This is a genomic window from Shinella sp. (genome assembly GCF_049651085.1).
Taxonomy (GTDB): Bacteria; Pseudomonadota; Alphaproteobacteria; order Rhizobiales; family Rhizobiaceae; genus Shinella.
The window spans coordinates 134,692-156,656 of sequence record NZ_JBASBL010000022.1 but is presented as its reverse complement, the minus strand read 5'-3'; the positions used below and the strand labels follow the sequence as shown (position 1 = coordinate 156,656).

Here is a 21,965-nt window from a genome sequence, read left to right as displayed (position 1 = left end):
TCATGCGGCACCTCACCACGGCGCTCGCCGCGCTCTATGCCGGCCTTGTCTATCTCTTCATCTTCCTGCCGGTCGTCGTGCTGGTGCTGTTCTCCTTCCAGGACGGCACGCTGCCGGTGCCGCCCCTGAACGGGCTGACGCTGCGCTGGTACGAAGCGATCTTCGCCGACAGCAAGCTGATGTCCGCACTCGGCAATTCGCTGGTCGTTGCGATGATCTCCTCGGCGGTCGCCTGCCTGCTCGGCTTCCTCGCCGCCTACGCCTTCGCCCGCTACAGGCTGCCGGCCTCGGGCCTGATGCGCGGCCTCATCGTCGCGCCGATGACGGTAAGCACGCTGATCATCGGCCTCGGCCTCCTGTCGGTGCTCAACGTCACCGGCATGCGGCTTTCGCTGTGGACGGTCGGTATCGGCCATGTGGTGATCAACCTGCCGCTCTGCTTCGCCATCATCTATGCCTCGATGGGCGGGCACCAGGTGAATATCGAGCGGGCGGCGCGCGATCTCGGCGCGAAGGACTGGCAGGTCATGCTGCTGGTCACCGCGCCCATGCTGATGCCGTCGATCCTTGCGGCCTTCTTCCTTTCCGTCACCTTCAGCTGGGACGAATTCATCGTCGCCTTCCTGCTGTCGCGCTTCGACGTGACGCTGCCGGTCGAAATCTGGAGCATGCTGCGCTCCGGCCTCGATCCCAGGACCAATGCCATCGGCAGCGTCGTCTTCCTTGTCTCGGTCGCGTTCCTCGTCTTCATGGAACTCACCGTCTTCCGCAAAACCGGGAAATCCTCATGACCGCTGACGTTTCCATTCGCAACGCCACGAAGAATTTCGGCGCATTCCGGGCGCTCGACGATGTCTCGCTGGATATCGCCGCCGGCGAATTCATCGTATTGCTCGGCCCCTCCGGCTGCGGCAAGACCACCCTGCTTTCGATTCTCGGCGGCTTCATCGAGCCGACGTCCGGACGGATCGCGATCGGCGGGCGCGACATGACACATGTCTCGCCGGCAAAACGCCCGACCACGACCATGTTCCAGGACTATGCCCTCTTTCCGCATATGTGCCTGCGCGACAATGTCGGTTTCGGGTTGCGCATGCGCGGCATGGGCAAGGCTGAGCGATACGAGAAGGCGTTCTCCTATCTCGACCTCGTTGGGCTCCGAGCATCCTCCGCCAGGAAACCGCATGAGCTTTCCGGCGGCCAGCGGCAGCGCGTGGCGCTCGCCCGGGCGCTTGCCGTCGATCCCGACGTCCTCCTGCTCGACGAGCCGCTCGGCGCGCTCGACCTGAAACTCCGCCGGCAGATGCAGGACGAGCTGAAGGCGATCCAGAAGCGGGTCGGCACGACTTTCGTGCATGTCACCCACGATCAGGAAGAGGCCATGGCGATCGCCGACCGCATCGTCGTGATGAACAAGGGCCGCATCGAGGATGTCGGCACGCCGGCCTCTATCTATATGCGCCCGCGCTCGCTGTTTTCCGCCGGCTTCATGGGCGAGGCGAATTTCCTCCCGGCCAAGGTGCGCGGCACCGGGCCGAACGAGGCCGAGGTCGAAACGGCTCTCGGGCGCGTCGCCCTGCCCGTTTCGGCCTTCGTCGCCGGTTTCCCCGCTGCGGGCCGCGATGTCACGCTCTGCGTGCGGCCGGAGCATTTCCGCTCTGCATCGGCGGATGTGCCCACCGTCTCGCTCGGGCGCGGGCGCATTACCGGCAGTGCCTTCTTCGGCACGCATCACCGCTGCCACGTTTCGGCGGGCGACACGACGCTGACGGCCCATCTGCCGCAAACCGACAACCCGCAGGTCGGCCTGGAGCTTGACCTGCGCCTCAAGGCGGATAGCATCGTCGTGCTTCAGGACGGAGCGGGAGTGGTAGGATAAAATGCAGCGCATCCGCCCGGAGGACTGGTACAGCCTGCGTCGCCTCGACGACAGCGTGACCTATATCTCGGAGCCCTATATCCAGGAATTCTATCGCTGCAACATCTGGCACGTGCGCGGCCGGGATGGCGACATGCTGGTCGATAGCGGCATGGGCGTCGTCTCGCTTACCGAATGGGTACCGCTGGTCACCGAGCGCGACCTGATCGCGGTCGCGAGCCATACCCATTTCGACCATATCGGCTGTCACCACGAATTCGAATGCCGCGCAGTGCATTCGGCGGAAGCCGATCTTCTCGCCGACCCGACGCGTGAGAACACGCTCGCCGACCCTTACGCCACCGATGGGATCTTCGACGCGCTGCCGCCCGAGCCCTATTGCTCGAAATGCTACGCCGTGAAAAAGGCCCCGGCGACGCGCATCCTCGAAGACGGCGATGTCATCGATCTCGGCGACCGGCATTTCGAGGTGATCCACACGCCGGGCCATTCCCCGGGGGGTATTGCGCTCTATGAAAAGGCGACCGAAATTCTCTTCTCGGGAGATATCCTCTACGATGGCCCGCTGATCGAGGACACCTATCATTCCGACCCGGCGGACTATGTCGCCTCGATGGAAAGGCTCATGACCCTGCCGGTGCGGATCGTGCATGGCGGCCATTTTCCAAGCTTCGGCGGGGAACGCTACCGCCAGCTCATCAGGAGCTGGCTCGACGAAAAACAGAAGAAGTGATGGAGACAAGCATGCTCGACAAGCGCAAATTCTACATCGACGGCCAGTGGGTCGATCCGCTCAAGCCCAACGACCTTCCGGTTCTCAACCCGGCGACGGAAAAGCCGATCGCGGTCATCTCCATGGGCACCGCCGCCGATATCGACCGCGCCGTCGCCGCCGCCAAGAAGGCCTTCGCGACCTACAGCCAGACCAGCGTGGAAGAACGCCTTGCCCTGCTCGAGAAGCTGCTGGCAATCTACAAGCGCCGCTATGAGGAGATGGCCCGCACCATCACGCAGGAGCTCGGCGCGCCGATCACCATGAGCACCGAGCAGCAGGCGGATGTCGGCGTCGGCCACCTCCAGGGCTTCATCGACGCCTTGAAGCGCCTCAAGAGCCGCGACGTACTGCCGAACGGCGACGTCGTGCGGCGCGAGCCGATCGGTGCGTGCGGCCTCATCACGCCGTGGAACTGGCCGATCAACCAGATCGCGCTCAAGGTGGTGCCGGTGCTGGCGACGGGCTCGACCTGCGTGCTGAAGCCATCCGAATTCACCCCGCTCAACGCCATTCTCTATGCGGAGATGGTGCATGAGGCCGGCTTCCCGGCGGGCACGTTCAACCTCGTCAACGGCGACGGCATCGAATGCGGCGCCACGCTGTCCAAGCACAAGGACATCGACATGATGTCCTTCACCGGCTCCACCCGCGCGGGCATCGCCGTCAGCAAGGACGCGGCCGAGACCGTCAAGCGCGTGACGCTGGAACTGGGCGGCAAGTCGCCGAACCTCGTCTTCGCCGATGCCGATCTGGAGGACCGTGTCGCCGGCAGCGTGCGCGAATGCTTCAACAATTCCGGCCAGTCCTGCGACTCGCCGACCCGCATGCTCGTCGAGCGCTCGGTCTATGACAAGGCGGTGGCGATCGCCGAACGAACCGGCAAGGAAGTGCGGGTCGGCAATCCCGAGGAAGAGGGCGAACATATCGGGCCGCTCGTCTCGCATATCCAGTTCGGCCGCGTGCAGGCGCTGATCGAGGCCGGCGTTGCCGAAGGCGCGCGCCTCATCGTCGGCGGCCCGGGCAAGCCGGAAGGCTTCGAGACCGGCTATTTCGTCAAGCCGACGATCTTCGCCGACGTCAACAACCAGATGCGCATCGCCCGCGAGGAAGTGTTCGGCCCGGTACTCTCGATCATCCCCTTCGACACCGAAGAGGAAGCGATCGCGATCGCCAACGACACTGCCTACGGTCTTGCCGCCTATCTGCAGACCGGCGATCCGGACCGCGCCGAGCGTGTCGCCGCCCGTCTTCGTGCCGGCATGGTGCACATCAACGGCGGGCCGCATCGCTACGGCAGCCCCTTCGGCGGCTACAAGCAGTCCGGCAACGGTCGCGAAGGCGGCATGTTCGGGCTGGAGGACTTCCTCGAGGTCAAGACCGTCCACCGGCCGGATGCGGCCTGACCTGATCTGACAACATCGAAGGCGGCGCTATCGAAGCGCCGCCTTTCGCATTGTGCCAAACATTTCACCTATTTTACGGCGCCCTCTGGCTGAAACCGGTGTGGTCTGATAGCCCGCATGCATCCTCCCTCTTCGGACTGCCGCCGTGTCGCCGATTTCCACCTCCCGCCATGCCCGCCTTGCCCTGATCGCCCTTCTCGTCGGAGGCATCGCCATCGGCGGCTCGCCGATCTTCGTGCGCCTCTCGGAAGTAGGCCCGATGGCCACCGCCTTCTGGCGTGTGTCGCTGGCCCTGCTGCCGTTCCTCCTGATCTCGCGGATCACCAGGCAGCGTGACGAGACGCCCTCCGGCCTGCGCGACTATTTCTTCCTGCTTCTGCCGGGGGTATTCCTTGCCGTCGACCTCGCGGCCTGGCACCTGTCGCTGCACATGACCTCGGTCGCCAACGCGACGCTACTCGCCAATCTTGCGCCGGTCTTCGTGACGCTCGGATCCTGGCTCATATTCCGCACCCGCATCACGCCGATCTTCCTGACCGGACTTGCGCTCGCGCTTGCCGGCGTCATCGTGCTGAAGGGCGGGCCGGCGGCGATCGGCGGCGGGCAGCTTGCGGGCGATGCCACGGCCATCGTCGCGGCGATCTTCTATGCCGGCTACATGCTGTCGCTCGGCCATGTGCGCTCGCGCTTCTCGACGCTGCGCATCATGGTCTGGACGACCTTTTCGGCGGCCGTCTGCATGCTGCCCCTCGCCTTCTTCTTCGAAGGCGACATGATACCCGTCACGCTCTTCGGCTGGGCCATGGTGCTGGGCCTCGCCTTCATCAGCCATGTCGGCGGACAGGGGCTCGTCACCTATGCGCTCGCTTACCTGCCCACCGCCTTTTCATCGCTGACGCTGCTGCTCCAGCCGGTCGTCGCCGCCATCCTTGCCTGGGTCCTGCTTGGCGAACCGGTAGGTGCCATGCAGGCGGTCGGCGGGCTGATCGTGCTTGCCGGCATTCTCGTCGCCCGCCGGGGTTGACGCCCGTCAGTGGTTGTGGCGCGGCGGCGTCTCCGCGATCCTGCGGAAATCGGCTGCCCCGTCGATGACGGCGCCGTCCGAAAGCTGGGTGACCGTCTGGCGGTAGATCCGCTGCCAGGGTGTCGCGTCCGCCGGCACCGGCGGAATGCCATCCGCCTTGCGCCTCTCGATTTCCGCCGCATCGACCAGCATGTCGCAGCGCCCGTTTTCAAGATCGATGCGGATCACGTCCCCGGTGCGAAGCCAGGCAAGCCCGCCGCCGGCCGCGCTCTCGGGCGAGGCGTTGAGGATCGACGGGCTGTCGGCCGTGCCTGACTGGCGCCCGTCGCCGATCGTCGGCAGGCTGGTGATGCCGCGCTTCAGCAGATGATCCGGCGGCTGCATGTTGACCACTTCCGCCGAACCCGGCCAGCCGAGCGGGCCTGCGCCGCGAATGACCAGGATGGTGCGCTCGTCGATCTCCAGCGCCGGATCGTTGATGCGCCTGTGATAGTCCTCCGAGCCGTCGAAGACGACCGCCCTGCCCTCGAAGACGCCCTGCCGGCCCGGCTCGCTGAGAAAGCGCTGGCGAAATTCTTCGGAGATGACCGAGGTCTTCATGATGGCGAAATCGAAGAGGTTGCCCTTGAGTACGAGGAAACCCGCCCGCTCCTTCAGCGGCTCGCCATAGGCCCGGATCACCTCGCGGTCCACCGAGCCGCGACCTTCAAGATTTTCCGCCATGGTTCGCCCCGTGACGGTGGGGCAGCTTCCATCAAGCTTTCCGGCATCGAACAATTCGCGCATGATCGCCGGCACGCCACCCGCCCGGTGGAACCGCTCGCCGAGAAAGCGGCCGGCCGGCTGCACGTCGGCGAGCAGCGGAATGTCGTAGCCGTGCGTCTGCCAGTCTTCCGGCTTCAGCTCCGCGCCCGCATGTTTCGCCATGGCCATCAGATGCGGCTGGGCATTGGTCGAGCCGCCTATGGCGGAATTGACGCGGATTGCATTGAGGAAGGCGTCGCGCGTCAGGATATGCGACGGGCGGATGTCCTCCAGCACCAGCTCCACTGCGCGGCGGCCGGTGCGGTAAGCCATCTGGCCACGTTCGCGATAGGCAGCCGGGATCGCCGCGCAGCCCGTCAGCGACATGCCGAGCGCTTCGGCGAGCGCGTTCATGGTGGAGGCGGTGCCCATGGTGTTGCAATGGCCGACGGACGGAGCCGAATCCATCGCCGCCTGCAGGAACTCCTCCTCGTCGATGGTGCCGGCCGCCAGCTTGCGGCGCGAACGCCAGATGATGGTGCCGGAGCCGACCAGATCGCCCTCGTGCCACCCGTCGAGCATCGGCCCGCCGGAAAGCACGATGGCCGGAATATCGACGGTAGAGGCAGCCATTAGCGCAGAGGGCGTGGTCTTGTCACACCCGGTCGTCAGGACGACCCCGTCGATCGGATAGCCGTAGAGCACCTCGACGAGGCCCAGATAGGCAAGGTTGCGGTCGAGCGCGGCGGTCGGCCGCTTGCAGTTCTCAAAGATCGGATGGGTCGGGAATTCGATCGGAATGCCGCCTGCGTCGCGAATGCCGTCACGAACGCGCTTTGCAAGCTCGATATGGTGGCGGTTACAGGGCGTGAGATCGCTGCCGCTCTGTGCAATGCCGATCACCGGTTTTCCCGCACGCAGCTCCTCCGGCGTGATGCCGTAATTCATGAAGCGTTCGAGATAGATCGCCGCCATGTCGACATGGTCGCGGTTGTCGAACCAGTCCTGCGATCGCAGCCGGCGTTTGCCCTTGTTTTCGTCCGTCATGAAATGTGCCTCTTGAAAATTCGCAGTCCAGTCTTTCACCGCCGACCGGCGGGATCAACCGAAAGGACATCCGTCGCACCGCTTTATACAACTATCAAAATTGCTGACTGGATCGCCCCAGAGGAATGTGCCACAGCCGTAGCATATCAAGATCCGGGTTTTGCCATGACCGACATCACCGCTTCCTCGCCTGCATCGGGCTCAGCCCGCCTCGGCGTGCTCCTGATGCTGCTCGGCATGGTGATGTTCTCGCTGAACGACGTGCTCGGCAAATGGCTGGTTGCCACCTATTCCGTCGGCCAGCTCATGCTGATCCGCAGCATCGCCGCGCTCATCGTTCTGGCGCCCTTCTTCTGGCGCGTGGGCTGGCGCAGGCTGGTCGAAGTCGACCGGCCGAAACTGCATTTCCTTCGCTCCGGGCTTTTCGCCATTGAAGCCTCGGCCTTCTACTTCTCCGTCGCCTATATGCCGCTGGCCGACGCCATGACCTACTGGCTCGCCGCGCCGATCTATGTTGCCGCCCTCTCGCCGATGATGCTCGGCGAGAAAGTCGGCTGGCGGCGCTGGACGGCAATCCTCGTCGGCTTCCTCGGCGTGGTGATCGCGCTGGAGCCTTCCAGGGATACTTTCACGCTGCCGGCGCTCATCGCGCTTACCGGAAGTCTTGCCTTCGGCCTTGCCATGGTGCTGGGCCGCTCGCTGCGCGCTGCGCCAGACACCACGCTGGTCTTCTGGCAGATTGCCGGCGCGGCCATCTTCGCCGGCATCTGGTGCCTTGTCGATCCCGCAGGATGGGCACCGGTCAGCAGCATCGATTTCGGCTTCCTCAGCCTGCTCGGCATCGCCGCGATGAGCGCGCATATGCTGGTCAACCGCTCCTTGAAGCTGGCGGATGCCGCAACGGTCACACCGCTGCAATATACGCTGCTGCTCTGGGCCGTGATCTTCGGCTGGCTCTTCTTCGGCGATGCGCCGCGCACGGCCATGCTGGTCGGCGCCGCCTTCATCGTCGTCTCCGGCCTCTTCATCTTCTTCCGCGAACAGCAGCTGAAGCGGCGGGGCTGACCCCGCCTATTTGTACCGGCCGTGGCGCTGCAGGACCTCGATCTTGTAGCCGTCCGGATCCGTGACGAAGAAGAACCGGGCCAGAAGGTTTCCGTCCCGGTTGAATTCGACAATCTTGCCCGGCGAAAATCCGAGATCGCTCATGCGTCCATGCTCGGCGTCGAGATCACCGACCGATACGGCGAAATGGCCATAGCCGTCGCCAAGCTGGTAGGGCTCGGAGCGTCCCTTGTTGACCGTCAACTCCAACTCGAACTCGCTTTCCGCATTGCTGAGATAGACCAGCGTGAAGGTCTCGAAATCCAGACGCTCGGCAATACCGAGACCGAAGGCCTTGCCGTAGAAGTCCACGGACTTCTGCTCGTCCAGAACACGGATCATGGAGTGGATGGATTTTGCCATGGTTCTTGCCTGCTTTTCATCGAGGAGTAGGAAACCGAGCCGTCAGGCTCAGAAGGTCGGCGGCGTGTTGATCCAGATCAGCACCGTCTCGCCGTCGTGCCGGTTGCGCCAGGCATGGCGACGGCAGCTTTCGAAATAGAGGCTGTCGCCGGGGCCGAGATCGTGGAACTCGTGCCCGTCCAGCACCATCTCGACGCGGCCGGAAAGCACATGGACGAACTCCTCGCCGTCATGCTCGTAGGCACCGTCACTGGAAGCGCCGGGAGCGAGCACGAAACGATGGCAGTCCATCATGTTGCGCCCGTCCGCCAGAACCTGCACGGTGACACCCGGCGAGGTTTCCGGCCAGAGCTTCCACTCGCCGGACCGCACGACGGAGCGGTTCTCGTTGTCCTCTTCGCCGGAAAGCTTCGACACGGTGGTGCCGTAGTAATCGGCAAGGTCATGCAGCACGCGGAAGGTCACGCCCTGCGAGGTGCGCTCGAAGGTGGAGAGCACCGAGGTGGCGATGCCAATGTCGCCGGCAACCTGCTCCAGCGTCTTGCCCGCCGCATGGCGCAGGCTCCGCAGCTTGCGGCCAACCCCCTGCGGCGCATCGCCTTCCGGGGAACTGTTGTCGCCGGCCGGCTCTTCCGCATCGAGCGCCTCGCGGATGGCGGCGGGGTTGAGGCCCCGTTCGGTTCGATACCACGCAATGCGCTTCAGCCGCGCGACGTCCTCGCCGCTATACTGGCGATGGCCGGTCTCCGAGCGTCCCGGCACGACGAGCCCCTGCGTCTCCCAAAGCCTGAGCGTGGAGGCGGAAACGCCGGCAAGCCGCGCGGCTTCCGCCACCTTGTAGTGCACCGGCTCCTCGGAACCCATCACGCCAATCCCTGATTCTGCCATGCCGTTTATTGACCTCATTTACATGGAATTGGGTCGGCACGTCGAGGACGGCGCCGAAATTAGCGCCGGCAGGTCCGCGCAAAGGCCATTTTCCACCCAGGGCAGAGATCAAGAAACCGTAAACACGGAAGGCGGGATTTTAAATGTATATTAATGCAGTTTTAACAGTGCGCGGACGCTCACGGTTTCTTTTCTTGGTTTGTCGCCCCCGGCAAGACAGGCTTTGCTTGGTCGCACGAATACAGGCAGAGGCTGCAGTGGAGTGATTTCCTTCGTCATCCGGCTCAAGAGCCGCGCACATTTCATCGTCAGACGCGACGACGGCGCCTTCATCGGCACCAATGCCGGCCGGCGCAAGCAGGCGCGCCAGCGCCTCGCGATCCTGATTGCCGGTTTCTTCGCGCTCTACCTCGCGCTGGGCGCTCGCCTCGTCCAGTATGGCCTTGCCGAACCGGTGGTATCCGCGTCCATTGCCGGCGGCGCCCACGCGGTCGCCTCCCGTCCCAACATCGTCGACCGCAATGGGAAACTGCTGGCGACCGATCTCAACATGGTGTCGCTCTACGCCGAGCCCCGCCGGATCGTCGATGCCGATGAAGTAGTGGAGAAACTGGCGCAGGTCGTGCCGAATCTCGACTGGAGCGAGACGCACAGGCGGCTGCGATCCGGCACCGGTTTCCAGTGGCTGCGGCGTCAACTGACGCCCAAGCAGCAGGCGGACATCCTCGCCCTCGGCCTTCCCGGGCTCGGCTTCAGGCCGGAGAAGCGTCGGTTCTATCCGGGCGGCGTTACCGCCTCGCATATTGTGGGGCACGTCAATGTCGACAATCAGGGCCTCGCCGGCATGGAGCGCTATCTCGACCAGCAGGGCCTGGCCGATCTCCGGGCAGCAGGCCTGACCAACGACACGCGCCTCGAGCCGGTGAGATTGTCGATCGACCTGCGCGTCCAGAACATCGTGCGTGAGATCGTCGCCGCAGCCATGACCGACTATCAGGCGGAAGCCGCCGGCGCGGTGATCCTCGACGTGGAGACCGGCGAAGTGCTTGCCATGGCTTCCGTCCCCGACTACGACCCGAACCAGCCGTCCCGGACCCTGCCGGACGGAAGCGTCGACAAGGAATATGAAAAGGGCTGGTTCAACCGGATCAGCAACGCGACCTTCGAGATGGGCTCGACCTTCAAGAGCTTCACGCTGGCCATGGGCCTGGACGCCGGGAGCATCAACCTGAACTCGGTCGTCGACGCCTCCCGCCCCATCCGCATGGGCGGCTTCACCATTCGCGACTTCCGCGGAAAGAACCGCCCGCTCACCATCCCGGAAGTCTTCCAGTACTCCTCCAACATCGGCACCGCCGCCGTGGCCGACATGGTCGGCATCGACGGTCACCAGCAGTTCCTGACCCGGCTCGGCCTGTTGTCCAAGATGGAAACGGAGATGCCCGGCGTCGCCCTTCCGACCCAGCCGCGAACATGGAAGAAGATCAACTCGGTCACGATATCCTTCGGCCATGGCGTGGCGACGACGCCCTTGCAGACCGCGGCGGCCAGCGCCGCGCTCATGAACGGCGGCCACCTGATCCCGCCGACCTTCCTGCCCCGCACGAAGGAAGAGGCTCAGTCCATCGCAACGCGCGTCCTCAAGGAAAAGACGAGCGCGGACATGCGCTTCCTCTATAACTGGAACGGGCAGAATGGCTCGGGCCGCCGCGCGCAGGTCGAGGGTTTCCACGTCGGCGGCAAGACGGGCACGGCCGACAAGGTGATTGACGGGCGATACGCCAAGACCATCAACTTCAACTCCTTCCTCGGCGCGTTTCCCATGGACAAGCCGCGCTACATTGTCCTGTCCATCATCGATGCGCCGCGCACGGGCGAAAACGGCGGACGAACCGCCGCCTCGACGGCCGCCCCGATAGTCAAGGCGATCATCCAGCGCGCTGCGCCGCTGCTCGGCGTCAATCCGCGATTCGGCGCCCCCGGGGAGGACCTGCTGCTGGTCGACTACTGAAGCGGCACGCGTGCAGCCCGACTGCAATTTCCGGCTGCACAAACCGCATTTCCCCCCGCGCTCTCCACATCCTTCCCTTCCGGAAGGCCGGTTTTGCACGCCGGTCTATTGACAATGCCCTGCCCTTGAAGCTTGATAGGTCATCCAATAAAACAGACAAATGTCTTCTATATTGGACATTCTGAGATGTTCATTAGGGGGAGTATCATGACCATTTCCTTCCGCGCCGGCGTCCTGTCGCTGGCAGTTGTTTCCGCCGCCCTGTTTTCCACGCCCGTTCTGGCCGAAGGCAGCAAGCTCGATGAAGTTCTGGCGCGTGGCCATCTGGTTCTCGGCACCGGCAGCACCAATGCGCCGTGGCACTTCAAGAGCGCCGAAGACAAGCTGCAGGGCTTTGACGTGGACATGGGCCGCATCATCGCCAAGGCGCTGTTCGGCGATCCCGACAAGATCGAATATGTCAACCAGTCGTCCGACGCCCGCATCCCGAACATCACCACGAACAAGGTGGACCTCACCTGCCAGTTCATGACGGTCACGGGCGAGCGCGCGCAGCAGATCGCCTTCACCATTCCCTACTATCGCGAAGGCGTCGGCCTGATGCTGAAGGGCGACGGCAAGTATGCTGACTACGAAGCGCTGAAGGCGGCGGGTTCTTCCGTCACCATCTCGGTCCTGCAGAACGTCTATGCCGAGGCGATGGTGCATGCCGCGCTGCCGGAAGCGACGGTCGACCAGTATGAATCCGTCGACCTGATCTATCAGGCGCTGGAATCGGGCCGCTCCGACGCGGTTGCGACCGACCAGTCATCGCTTGCCTGGTACATGACGCAGAACCCCGGTCGCTACAAGGATGCCGGCTACGGCTGGAACCCGCAGACCTATGCCTGCGGCGTCAAGCGCGGCGATCAGGACTGGCTGAACTTCGTCAACACCGCCCTGCACGAAGCCATGACCGGCGTCGAGTTCGACTTCTACGCCACGTCCTACAAGACGTGGTTCGGCAAGGAACTCACGCCTCCGCAGATCGGCTTCCCGGTCGAATACAAGTAATCGCAGGGGGAGCGGGGTTCGCCCCGCTCCCCAAGCCGGGATGGCCTGATATGGGTTACACGCTGAATTTTGCCGCCGTCTGGCGCAATTTCGATTTTCTTTTGAGCGGACTGGCGCTGAGCCTCGGCCTTGCCGTCATCTCGATCTTCATCGGCGCCGCCATCGGGCTTGCCGTCGCCTTCGCGCTGACGTCGAAGAACCGGCTGATCGGCGTACCGGCCCGGCTCTACGTCACGGTCATCCGCAACCTGCCGATCCTCGTGCTGGTGCTTTTCGCCTATTTCGCGCTGCCGCAGATGGGCTTCCGGCTGGGCAAGATCGAAAGCTTCGTGATGGTGCTGTCGCTGTATTCCGGCGCCTATCTGGCTGAAGTTTTCCGCGCCGGCCTGCTGTCCATACCGCGCGGATTGACGGAGGCGGGACTGGCCATCGGGCTCACGCCCATGCAGATCCGCAGCTCGATCATCGCGCCCCTCATGCTCCGCAATGTCCTGCCGTCGCTGTCTTCCACCGTGATCTCGCTCTTCAAGGACACGTCGCTCGCCGCCGCCATCGCCGTGCCGGAACTCACCTTCGCGGCGCGCAAGATCAACGTCGAGAGCTTTCGCGTCATCGAGACCTGGATGGTGACCTCCGCCCTCTATGTCGCCACCTGTTTCCTCATTGCCGCCCTGCTGCGCCGCGTCGAGCGCCGGCTGGCCCTGCCGAGGTAGCCCGGATGTCCTCCTTTGCCTTTCTCGAACAGCTCTGGATCGCCAGAAACGTCATTCTGAGCGGCCTCGGCACCACCGTGTCGATCTCGCTTCTCGCCATCGTCGCGGGTTCCCTGTCCGGCATTCTCGTCGGCCTTGCCCTCGTCTATGGCGGCAAGGCGCTGCGCTTCGTCGTGCGCGTCTACATCGACATCATCCGCGGCACGCCGGTTCTCGTGCTGGTGCTGGCGAGCTACTATGTCTCGGCCGCCGCCGGCCTCGATCTCGGGCCGTTCTCGGCCGGCATCCTGGCGCTTGCCGTCTTCTGCTCGTCGCATGTCGGCGAGATCGTGCGCGGCGCGCTGCAGGCGATCCCCAAGGGGCAGACCGAAGCAGCCAAGGCCATCGGCCTCACCTTCGGCCAGACCTTCACCTCGGTTCTCTGGCCGCAGGCCCTGCGCCAGTGCCTGCCGGCGTGGGTGAATACCGCGGCCGAAATGGTCAAGGCCTCGACGCTGCTCTCCGTTATCGGCGTTGCCGAACTCCTCCTGCGCACGCAGGAGATCATCTCGCGCAACTTCATGAGCCTGCAGTTCTATTTCCTGGCCGGCGCACTCTATTTCATCGTCAACTACAGCATCGAGCGCTTCGGCAAATATGTCGAGCGCAAGACCGCCCTGCCGTCCTGAGGAGACCTGACCGATGGCCAAGACCATTCTCGACATCAAGGGGCTGCGCAAGACCTACGGCCAGCACGAGGTACTGAAGGGCGTCGACTGCGCCGTCGAGGAGGGCGAAGTCATTTCCATCATCGGCTCGTCCGGCTCCGGCAAGACGACCATGCTTCGCTGTATCAACATGCTGGAGGAATTCCAGGGCGGCACGATCAATCTCGACGGCGAGGAGATCGGCTATCACGTCGAGGGCACCACGCGCCGGCGCAAGAGCGAGAAGGAGATCGCCCGCCAGCGCGCGCTGACCGGCATGGCCTTCCAGCAGTTCAACCTCTTCCCGCATATGACGGCGGCCGAAAATGTCATGCTCGGCCTCGTCAAGGTTAAGAAGATGAGCCGGGCCGAGGCCCGCGCGATTGCAGAAACGTGGCTCGACCGCGTCGGCCTTTCCGCCCGCGCCGATCACTATCCCGGCCAGCTGTCCGGCGGCCAGCAGCAGCGCGTCGCCATCGCCCGCGCCATCGCCATGTCGCCGCGCCTGATGCTGTTCGATGAGGTGACTTCCGCGCTCGACCCGGAACTGGTGGGCGAAGTGCTGCAGGTCATCAAGGGTCTTGCCGCCGATGGCATGACCATGCTGCTCGTCACCCACGAAATGCGCTTCGCCTTCGAGGTCTCGGCCCGGGTCATCTTCATGAACCAGGGCGTCATCTGCGAGGAAGGCGATCCGAAGGAGATGTTCGTGCAGCCGAAGACCGAACGGCTTGCCGAGTTCCTCAAGACCTCGAGCTTCAACTAGCGAGCTTCAAACAGACCAGAATCGATCAGGCCAGAATCAACAGGAAAGTGAGACACCATGACAATCAAACGCTACGGCACCGGCCAGATCGGCGCCGGCGGCCAGCCGCTGCCCTTTGCCCGTGCCACCGAAGCTGCCGGATGGCTCTATGTCTCCGGCCAGGTGCCGATGGAAAAGGGTGAGATCGTTTCCGGCGGCATCGTCGCCGAAAGCCGCAAGGCGATCGACAACATGATCGCCATCCTCGATGAAGCCGGCTACGGCCTTGAGGATATCGTGCGCGTCGGCGTCTGGCTCGACGACCCGCGTGATTTCTGGAGCTTCAACGGCGTCTATGCCGAATATTTCGGGGCAAACCCGCCGGCACGTGCCTGCGTCCAGTCGCGGATGATGGTCGATTGCCGAGTGGAAATCGACTGCGTCGCCTACCGCGCCGATCGCGCGTAGACACCGCGCTGACAAGCCCGGCAGCGCGATGGCCGCAGCCGGGCCTGCCCCCCCCGGAGGGGACGAAAATTCCTTGAGCACGGCTGAACCGGAACCTGCATGCCTAGAAGGCAGCACTGGGACGGTATAGAACTGCGTGGACCAACCGCAGCCCACCTTCTTCAGGAAGGCGCTTCGGTGCTTTACATGCGTTCTTTTGACGACAAGGATGTGTTTCATGACCGAAAAATCCCCTGCCGACAATTTCCCCGCCGGTTACGAACCGCCAGCGGTCTGGACCTGGGAAAAGGGCAATGGCGGTACGTTCGCCAACATCAACCGCCCGATCGCCGGCGCGACCCACGAGAAGGAACGGCCGGTCGGCAAGCATCCGCTGCAGCTCTACTCGCTTGCTACGCCCAACGGCGTGAAGGTGACGATCATGCTGGAGGAGCTTCTGGCGGCAGGTCATGCGGGCGCAGAATACGATGCCTGGCCGATCCGCATCGGTGACGGCGACCAGTTCGCCTCCGGCTTCGTCGAGGTCAATCCGAATTCCAAGATCCCGGCGCTGATGGATCATGCACCCAGGGGCGGCGGCGAGCCGGTGCGGGTTTTCGAATCCGCCTCCATCCTGCTCTATCTCGCGGAAAAATTCGGCGCCTTCCTGCCGGGCGAGCTTCGCGCCCGCACCGAAACCTTCAACTGGCTGTTCTGGCAGATGGGCTCGGCCCCCTTCCTCGGCGGCGGCTTCGGCCATTTCTACGCCTATGCGCCGATCCACATCAAATATGCCATCGACCGCTACGCCATGGAGGTGAAGCGCCAGCTCGACGTGCTCGACCGCCATCTCGCCGACAACCGGTTCATGGCGGGCTCCGAATACACCATCGCCGACATGGCGATCTGGCCGTGGTACGGCAGCCTCGCCCAGAACAAGCAATATGGCGATGCCGGCACATTCCTCGAGGTCGAGAGCTACAAGAACGTCCAGCGCTGGACCGCCGAGATCGCCGCCCGCCCGGCCGTCATCCGCGGCCGCATGGTCAACCGGCTGTCGGGGGATCCCGCCGAGCAGCTGCACGAACGGCACGACGCCTCCGACTTCGAGACGAAGACGCAGGACAAGATCGGTCAGGCCGATACGGTATAGGGAGCATTTGCGCCTTCCGCCCGGAAGCGAAAACGCTCTATCACTTTGTTTTATGCAATTCCGGCAAAACCGCTTCGCACTTTTGCCGGAATTGCTCTAAGGAGCATCGGATGGCAAACCTACCCGACATGATCAAACATCGTGGCTTCCCCTCCGGCATGCCGGGCACGGGCGTCCAGTTCACAATCCGCCGCGCCAATCCGAAGGGCGTGACGCCGATCAAGGCGCTGCCCCGCCGGGCGCGCGCCGGCATGGCCGAGCACCGCATCGATGCGGCCTTCCTGCACGCCCTGTGGCATCATTTCGGAGACGAACCCTTCGAGCGCGGCAATCTCGATGCTGCCCGCCTCAGCCTGCTGTTCGGCCGGGAGGTCCTGCCAGCGGAGAAGGATTTCGACCCGCTTTCCTACGAGGCTCTTCTCGTCATCAACGAAAAGGTCGCCCGGCAGAGCTTCCCGGAATCTTTCGAGGACCATTTCGAGGTATAGTCGAGCCTCTGGATTTTAGGCTACGCGGACATCGGGGACATCGGGCACCGGGCCGCCGGCAAGCGCCACAGTATTCCTGCCCATGCGTTTTGCGTCGTAGAGCGCGCCATCCGCATCCTGCAAAAGCCGCTTGAGCGTGGTTTGCGCAGGGTGCGCCATGGCCACGCCCAGGCTTACGGTGACGCAGCCCTCGTCGAGCCCGCGATGGCGCATGCCGAGCCCCTCGATTGCGGTGCGGATGCGTTCGGCCAGTGCCAGCGTGTGTAACGGCTCCCGATCCACCGAGAGTACAAGCATCTCCTCGCCGCCGAAGCGGAAGACGAATGACGCCTCGTCGACCGTATCGCGAATGCATTGCGAGACGGCGCGAAGGCATGCATCGCCTTCTATATGGCCATGGACGTCGTTGAACCGCTTGAAGTGATCGATATCGAGCAGGATGGCAGCAACGGCAGTATGGCCCGCCGTGCCGCTCCACAGCCCGTCGGCCGTGCGCGCCAGCGAACGGCGGTTCAGCAGCCCGGTCAGCTCGTCGTGCTCGGACTTGTATTCGAGTTGCCGGTAGAGCAAGCTTCCGCGCAGCTGGTTGAGAAAGTTCTGCCGGTCCTTGTGCTCCAGAAAATAGGCGCTTGCCGCAAGGAAGATCGAAAGCGTCACATAGAACGTGACGATACCGGAATAGGTGACGGCGTCGAATGCGCCCGTTATCTGCGTGGTGGTGAAATGCGAGGCGCACATCAGCGCAAGCCCCGCCAGCACGGCAGGAAAGCGCGGTCGCAGCGCGATGACGAAGAACAGGAAAGCGGCGGAATTGCCGTTCTGGTAGACGAAGAGGTAGGGGCTTGCGCTTTGCGTCGCCACGGCCATGGGCACGGTGACGCCCAGCACGGCGATCGCCACGGAGAGAATGTCGTAGAGCAGTGCATTGGGCCAGCGACGCACAGCCAGGATACATCCGACCACGAAGGGCGTGAAAACCAGGAAGCGCCCGATGACCAGTTCGGTGAAGACGTCCGACATCATGCTGCGATCGCCGAAATAGACGAGATCGTAGATCACCGTGCCGATCACGCCCCAGATGACCACGAGCCGCACCCGTTCGGCCACGTAGTCCTTGCGGAACACCGCCTCTATGTCCGGCGCGAAGCGTAGCAAACGAAAACCCTGCGCCATCTGGCGCTCTACATGGTCTATCGTCATTACGCTCATCAGTGAAAATCCCGGATGCTGCAAGATTGCATCACGTTACGGGAGAAAGCTGAACAACGACCTAAAGACGGGCTGCGCCGCTGCGCACCGGCCACAGGACCGGATTAAAGGCTGGCGCCGCTGCCTGTATTTTGACAAAAATAGGTTTTTCATCACGTGAACAGAACTGAACGGACAAGGATACGGACATGGACATGATTTTCTCTCCAGTGCTGACGGTTTGCGGGATCGAGGAACTGCCGGACCAGCGCAGCCGCAGCGTGACGCATGTCCTGTCCATCGTCGATCCGGATCTTCCCGAGCTTGAAGCGTTCTCCACCTATGGCCAGCATCATCGCATGACGCTGCGCTTCCACGACATCATCGCCGCCGCACCGCAGCGCGTCATGCCCCAGCCGGATCATGTCGAGGCCGTCCTGAAGTTCGGTGAGGACTTCCTGGCGCAGCAGGACCGACAGGCGTCAAGCCACCTGCTCGTGCATTGCCATATGGGCGTGTCGCGCTCGACGGCCGCCATGTTGACGCTGATGGCGCAGGCCAATCCCGACGAGGCGGCCGAAAGTCTCTTCGCGCGCCTCCTCGCCATTCGCCCGCAGGCCTGGCCGAATTCGCAGATGGTAAGCTTTGCCGACGAACAGCTTGGCCGCAAGGGCGAGCTTACCGCTGCCCTGCGCCATCACTACGGCCGGCAGATCAAGAGCCGCCCGCAATTCACCGAATGGATGACGATGCTCGGCCGTCAGGCCGAGCTGGAGATGGCTATCCTAGATTGAGGCGCTGTTACAGAAGGTCGTAGCGGCGCAGGATGTCCGCGATCTGCGCATCCTGTTCCGCATTCGGCAGCAGCGCCGGCTGGCGGCTGGCGCCGACCGACTGATCCTGCAGATAGAGTGCACGCTTGACCATGGCCGGCGCGAAGCCCAGCGCATAGAGGTCCGTGCGGAAGGCGGCGAAGATGGCCTGCTGCCTTTCCGCCTCGGCGAAATCGCCCGCATTGACCGCCTTGAGGATGCCGGCAAGCACCTGCGGCATGGCGTTGCCGAGGCCTGAAATGCAGCCGGCGGCGCCATTCTGCAGCGCCCAGAGAACCAGGTGGTCCGGGCCGGAATAGACCTCGAAGCCATCCACCTCCCGGGCGACCTGCAAATAGGCCTCCAGCGTTTCCTTCGCGCCGCCCGAATCCTTGATGCCGGCAATGTTGCCGTGACCGGCGAGCGTGCGCGCCGTCTCGGGCTCGATATGGTTCTGCGTGCGGGCCGGGATGTCGTAGAGATAGGTGGGCGTCTTCACCGCATCGGCGACCGTCGAGAAATGGCGGATGAGGCCATCCTGCGTGCAGGCGATGAAGAAGGGCGTGATGACGGCAATGCCGTCGACGCCGATGCGGTCGAATTCGCGCGCCAGCTTCACCGTCTCAAACGTCGCGGGCATGCCCGCATTGACGATCACCCTGACGCGCCCGTCCACCTCGCCGACGACTTCCTCCGTCAGCCGCACCTTCTCCTCGAAGGTGAGTGCGCTGAAATCGCCATTGGTGCCGGCGCACATGATGTTGTTGCCGGCCTCGACCTGGCGACGGACCTGCGCGCGCGTCGCCTGATAGTTGATGGTCTCGTCCTCGTTGAAGCAGGTCACGAGGGCGACGAAGGCTTGCTTGGTCATGGGATCTTCCTTTGAAACGGGCGCGCTCAGGAGGCGCGTTGAAGGCGGGCGGCGCGATGGGCTGCCTGGACGTCGGGATCGGGATCGAGGCCGGCCGACAGGAGCGCGCGGGTATAGGTTTCCTGCGGTGCATCGAAGACGTCGCGCACCGTGCCGAGTTCCACGATATTGCCCTGCTGCATAACCATGACGTGGTCGGCGAAGTCGCGAACCACCGGCAGGTCGTGGGCAATGAAGATGAAGGCGATGCCCATCTCCTTGCGCAGCTTGTCGAGCAGCGCGATGACCTGCGCCTGCACCGACACGTCGAGCGCCGAGACGGCCTCGTCGCAGATGATGAGCTGCGGTTCGAGCGCAAGCGCCCGGGCAATGGCGATGCGCTGGCGCTGACCGCCGGAAAACTGGTGCGGATAACGCCCCATATGTTCCGGCCCGAGGCCGACCTGCACCAGCAATTCGGCAACGCGCTCGCGCCATTTCGCCTTTGGCAAAATATCCGGGTGGATGACCCAGGCCTCAGAAATGAGCTGGTACACCGTCATGCGCGGGTTGAGCGACTGGGTGGGGTCCTGGAACACCATCTGCAGGTCGCGGCGCAGCTTGTAGAGTTCAGCCAGCGACAGGGTGAAAAGATCGCGCCCCTTCCAGTGCGCCGTGCCGCTGTCCGGTTCGTCGAGCCTGAGCAGAATGCGCGCGAGCGTCGACTTGCCCGATCCGCTCTCGCCGACGACGGCCATGGTCTCGCCGGGCATGAGATCGAAGGAAACGCCCTTCAGCGCTTCGAAATTGCCGTACCGCTTGCGCACGTCGCGCACCGACAGGACGGGTTCTGCGCGGGCGCCGGGCGCATGCATTTCACCCTTGCCGGGCGCCGCGCCGATCAGCTTCTTCGTATAGGGATGCTGCGGGTTCTTGTAGACCTCGCGCACCGTGCCGGCCTCAACCAGCACGCCCTTCTCCATCACCACGACCCGGTCGGCGATCTCGGCGACGACGCCGAGATCGTGGGTGATGATGAGCACGGCCATGCCGGTCTCTTCCTGCAACTCCTCCAGGAGGGCGAGCACTTCCGCCTGGACGGTGACGTCGAGTGCGGTCGTCGGCTCGTCGGCGATCAGGAGGTCGGGACGCAGTGCCAGCGCCATGGCGATCATGACGCGCTGGCGCTGGCCGCCGGAAAATTCGTGCGGATACTTGCCCAGTGAGCGCTCCGGATCAGGAATGCCGACGCGGGCGAGAAGCCGCAGCGCCTCGGCCTGCGCCTTTGCGCCGTCCGTTCCGTGCGTGGTGAGCGCCTCGCGGATCTGCCAGCCGACCGTATAGACGGGATTGAGATGGCTCAGCGGGTCCTGAAAGATCATGGCGATGCGCCGGCCGTTCACCGCACGCCGTTCATGCGCCGGCATCTTCAGGAGATCGACGCCGTCGAGCAGGATCTCGCCGGAACTGATGCGACCCGGCGGCATGTCGATGAGGTTCATGATCGCCGAGGAGGAAACCGACTTGCCCGATCCGCTCTCGCCCAGGATCGCCAGCGTTTCGCCACGGTCGAGATGATAGGAGATGTCGCGCACCGCCTTCACGACGCCGCCGGCGGTGTGGAACTCGACCGAGAGGTTGCGGACTTCCAGGAGATGGTCAGCCATTGTTGCGACCTTTCATTTCGAGGCGCCAGCGCTGCACCGGATCGAGCGCGATGCGCAGCCAGTTCGACAGGAGATTGAGCGACATGGTGGTGAGAATGATCGCTAGGCCCGGCCAGAAGGACAGCCACCAGGCATTGGTGAGATATTGCCGGCCCTGCGAGATCATCAGGCCCCAGGTGATTTCCGGAGGCTGGATGCCGATGCCGAGGAAGGACAGCGCGCTTTCGGCCAGCATGACATAGGCGAAATCGAGCGTCGCAAGCGTCGTCAGCGTCGGCAGCACGACGGGCAGGATATGGCGGAAAAGGATGCGCTTGTTCGATGCGCCCATCACGCGCGCAGCCTGCACGAACATGCGTTCGCGGATTTCCAGCACTTCGGCCCGCGTCGTGCGCAGATAGACCGGAATGCGGGTGATCGCGAGCACCAGCATCAGGTTCAGGATCGACGAGCCGAGGATGTAGAGGACGATCACGGCGATCAGCAGCGAGGGGAAGGACATGATGACATCGGCCAGTCGCATGATCACCTGGTTGACGCGCGGCGAGGAGAAACCCGCGACCAGCCCGAGGAACGTGCCGACGATGGCCGACAATGCAACCGCACCGGCAGCGACCAGCAGCGTGTTCTGCGTGGCGACGATGATGCGGGCCAGCAACGGCCGGCCGAGCGCATCCGCGCCCATCCACCAGACCCAGCCGCGCTCCCAGTCGAAGGGCGCGGCATTGCGCCCGCGAAGGTTCTGCTTGGTCGCGAGATCGCCGAGCCATGCCGGGCCGACGATAGCGAGGATCAGGACGACGACGAGGAAGATCGCCGCGCAGAGCGCGAACTTGTCGGCCAGCAGCATGCGGAACATGCGCGTGGCGAAGGGAGGTTCCTCGACGATGGCCGTATCGGAGGTATGAAGGGTCATGTCCGCCTC

General features: G+C 63.8%; 22 protein-coding genes. 15 read left to right on the top strand and 7 right to left on the bottom strand.

Annotation, left to right across the window (positions count from 1 at the left end; translation table 11 throughout):
- Positions 1-2 precede the first annotated feature (2 nt).
- The 5 genes from WA950_RS15180 to WA950_RS15160 all read left to right on the top strand — a co-directional run bounded on the left by WA950_RS15180 (position 3) and on the right by WA950_RS15160 (position 5,081).
- Complete coding sequence (locus WA950_RS15180) at positions 3-791, top strand: ABC transporter permease (RefSeq protein WP_424552549.1); 789 nt, start codon at positions 3-5, stop codon at positions 789-791.
- Positions 788-1,879, top strand: a complete 1,092-nt coding sequence (locus WA950_RS15175; protein ID WP_424552548.1) for an ABC transporter ATP-binding protein — start codon at positions 788-790, stop codon at positions 1,877-1,879. Before WA950_RS15180 ends, WA950_RS15175 begins: the two co-directional genes overlap by 4 nt.
- A gap of 1 nt (position 1,880) precedes the next feature.
- A complete protein-coding gene (locus WA950_RS15170) occupies positions 1,881-2,612 on the top strand; it encodes an MBL fold metallo-hydrolase (protein ID WP_424552547.1) in 732 nt (243 codons plus the stop codon).
- Positions 2,613-2,623: 11 nt separating this feature from the next.
- A complete protein-coding gene (locus WA950_RS15165; RefSeq protein ID WP_424552546.1) occupies positions 2,624-4,057 on the top strand; it encodes an aldehyde dehydrogenase family protein in 1,434 nt (477 codons plus the stop codon).
- Between the two features lie 145 nt (positions 4,058-4,202).
- Positions 4,203-5,081, top strand: coding sequence for a DMT family transporter (locus WA950_RS15160; protein ID WP_424552545.1), 879 nt, complete (start codon positions 4,203-4,205; stop codon positions 5,079-5,081).
- A gap of 6 nt (positions 5,082-5,087) precedes the next feature.
- Here WA950_RS15160 and WA950_RS15155 read toward each other — a convergent pair whose 3' ends face one another.
- On the bottom strand, positions 5,088-6,872 hold the full coding sequence (locus tag WA950_RS15155; RefSeq protein ID WP_424552544.1) for an IlvD/Edd family dehydratase: 1,785 nt from the start codon (positions 6,870-6,872) through the stop codon (positions 5,088-5,090).
- A 165-nt stretch (positions 6,873-7,037) separates the two neighbouring features.
- Here WA950_RS15155 and WA950_RS15150 point away from each other — a divergent pair, with 165 nt between their 5' ends.
- Positions 7,038-7,937: a DMT family transporter gene (locus WA950_RS15150; protein ID WP_424552543.1), complete on the top strand. Its 900-nt coding sequence runs from the start codon at positions 7,038-7,040 to the stop codon at positions 7,935-7,937.
- 6 nt (positions 7,938-7,943) lie between these two features.
- On the opposite strand, the gene WA950_RS15145 is transcribed toward WA950_RS15150, so the two are convergent.
- Together WA950_RS15145 and WA950_RS15140 are read right to left on the bottom strand one after the other, a co-directional pair.
- A complete protein-coding gene (locus WA950_RS15145) occupies positions 7,944-8,339 on the bottom strand; it encodes a VOC family protein (RefSeq protein WP_424552542.1) in 396 nt (131 codons plus the stop codon).
- Between the two features lie 48 nt (positions 8,340-8,387).
- Positions 8,388-9,203: a MerR family transcriptional regulator gene (locus tag WA950_RS15140; protein ID WP_424552541.1), complete on the bottom strand. Its 816-nt coding sequence runs from the start codon at positions 9,201-9,203 to the stop codon at positions 8,388-8,390.
- Positions 9,204-9,489: 286 nt separating this feature from the next.
- On the opposite strand from WA950_RS15140, the gene WA950_RS15135 reads away from it, so the two are divergent.
- The 8 genes from WA950_RS15135 (at position 9,490) to WA950_RS15100 (ending at position 16,523) form a co-directional block, all read left to right on the top strand.
- Complete coding sequence (locus tag WA950_RS15135) at positions 9,490-11,238, top strand: peptidoglycan D,D-transpeptidase FtsI family protein (protein WP_424552540.1); 1,749 nt, start codon at positions 9,490-9,492, stop codon at positions 11,236-11,238.
- A gap of 207 nt (positions 11,239-11,445) precedes the next feature.
- Positions 11,446-12,291: a transporter substrate-binding domain-containing protein gene (locus WA950_RS15130; RefSeq protein WP_424552539.1), complete on the top strand. Its 846-nt coding sequence runs from the start codon at positions 11,446-11,448 to the stop codon at positions 12,289-12,291.
- A 50-nt stretch (positions 12,292-12,341) separates the two neighbouring features.
- Positions 12,342-13,004 (top strand): amino acid ABC transporter permease, encoded by a 663-nt coding sequence (locus WA950_RS15125; RefSeq protein WP_424552538.1) that lies wholly within the window; start codon positions 12,342-12,344, stop codon positions 13,002-13,004.
- 5 nt (positions 13,005-13,009) lie between these two features.
- Positions 13,010-13,672, top strand: coding sequence for an amino acid ABC transporter permease (locus tag WA950_RS15120; RefSeq protein ID WP_424552537.1), 663 nt, complete (start codon positions 13,010-13,012; stop codon positions 13,670-13,672).
- 13 nt (positions 13,673-13,685) lie between these two features.
- Positions 13,686-14,456 carry an amino acid ABC transporter ATP-binding protein gene (locus tag WA950_RS15115; RefSeq protein ID WP_424552536.1) on the top strand — a complete coding sequence of 257 codons (771 nt, stop codon included), beginning with the start codon at positions 13,686-13,688 and terminating at the stop codon, positions 14,454-14,456.
- A 57-nt stretch (positions 14,457-14,513) separates the two neighbouring features.
- A complete protein-coding gene (locus tag WA950_RS15110; RefSeq protein ID WP_424552535.1) occupies positions 14,514-14,903 on the top strand; it encodes a RidA family protein in 390 nt (129 codons plus the stop codon).
- 217 nt (positions 14,904-15,120) lie between these two features.
- Positions 15,121-16,035, top strand: a complete 915-nt coding sequence (gene yghU / locus WA950_RS15105; protein WP_424552534.1) for a glutathione-dependent disulfide-bond oxidoreductase — start codon at positions 15,121-15,123, stop codon at positions 16,033-16,035.
- Between the two features lie 110 nt (positions 16,036-16,145).
- On the top strand, positions 16,146-16,523 hold the full coding sequence (locus tag WA950_RS15100) for a hypothetical protein (protein WP_424552533.1): 378 nt from the start codon (positions 16,146-16,148) through the stop codon (positions 16,521-16,523).
- A gap of 15 nt (positions 16,524-16,538) precedes the next feature.
- On the opposite strand, the gene WA950_RS15095 is transcribed toward WA950_RS15100, so the two are convergent.
- A complete protein-coding gene (locus tag WA950_RS15095; protein WP_424552532.1) occupies positions 16,539-17,732 on the bottom strand; it encodes a GGDEF domain-containing protein in 1,194 nt (397 codons plus the stop codon).
- A 194-nt stretch (positions 17,733-17,926) separates the two neighbouring features.
- Here WA950_RS15095 and WA950_RS15090 point away from each other — a divergent pair, with 194 nt between their 5' ends.
- Entirely contained in the window at positions 17,927-18,505 is a 579-nt protein-coding gene (locus tag WA950_RS15090) for a tyrosine phosphatase family protein (RefSeq protein ID WP_424552684.1), read from the top strand.
- A 7-nt stretch (positions 18,506-18,512) separates the two neighbouring features.
- Here WA950_RS15090 and WA950_RS15085 read toward each other — a convergent pair whose 3' ends face one another.
- From WA950_RS15085 to WA950_RS15075, 3 genes are read right to left on the bottom strand one after another with little or no spacing between them, the layout of a single operon-like run.
- Positions 18,513-19,394, bottom strand: coding sequence for a dihydrodipicolinate synthase family protein (locus tag WA950_RS15085; protein ID WP_424552531.1), 882 nt, complete (start codon positions 19,392-19,394; stop codon positions 18,513-18,515).
- Between the two features lie 26 nt (positions 19,395-19,420).
- The gene (locus WA950_RS15080) at positions 19,421-21,040 is read right to left on the bottom strand and encodes a dipeptide ABC transporter ATP-binding protein (RefSeq protein ID WP_424552530.1); all 1,620 of its coding nucleotides are present in this window, start codon (positions 21,038-21,040) and stop codon (positions 19,421-19,423) included.
- Positions 21,033-21,956, bottom strand: coding sequence for an ABC transporter permease (locus WA950_RS15075; protein ID WP_424552529.1), 924 nt, complete (start codon positions 21,954-21,956; stop codon positions 21,033-21,035). The genes WA950_RS15080 and WA950_RS15075 overlap by 8 nt, the downstream gene beginning before the upstream one ends.
- Positions 21,957-21,965: the final 9 nt, after the last annotated feature.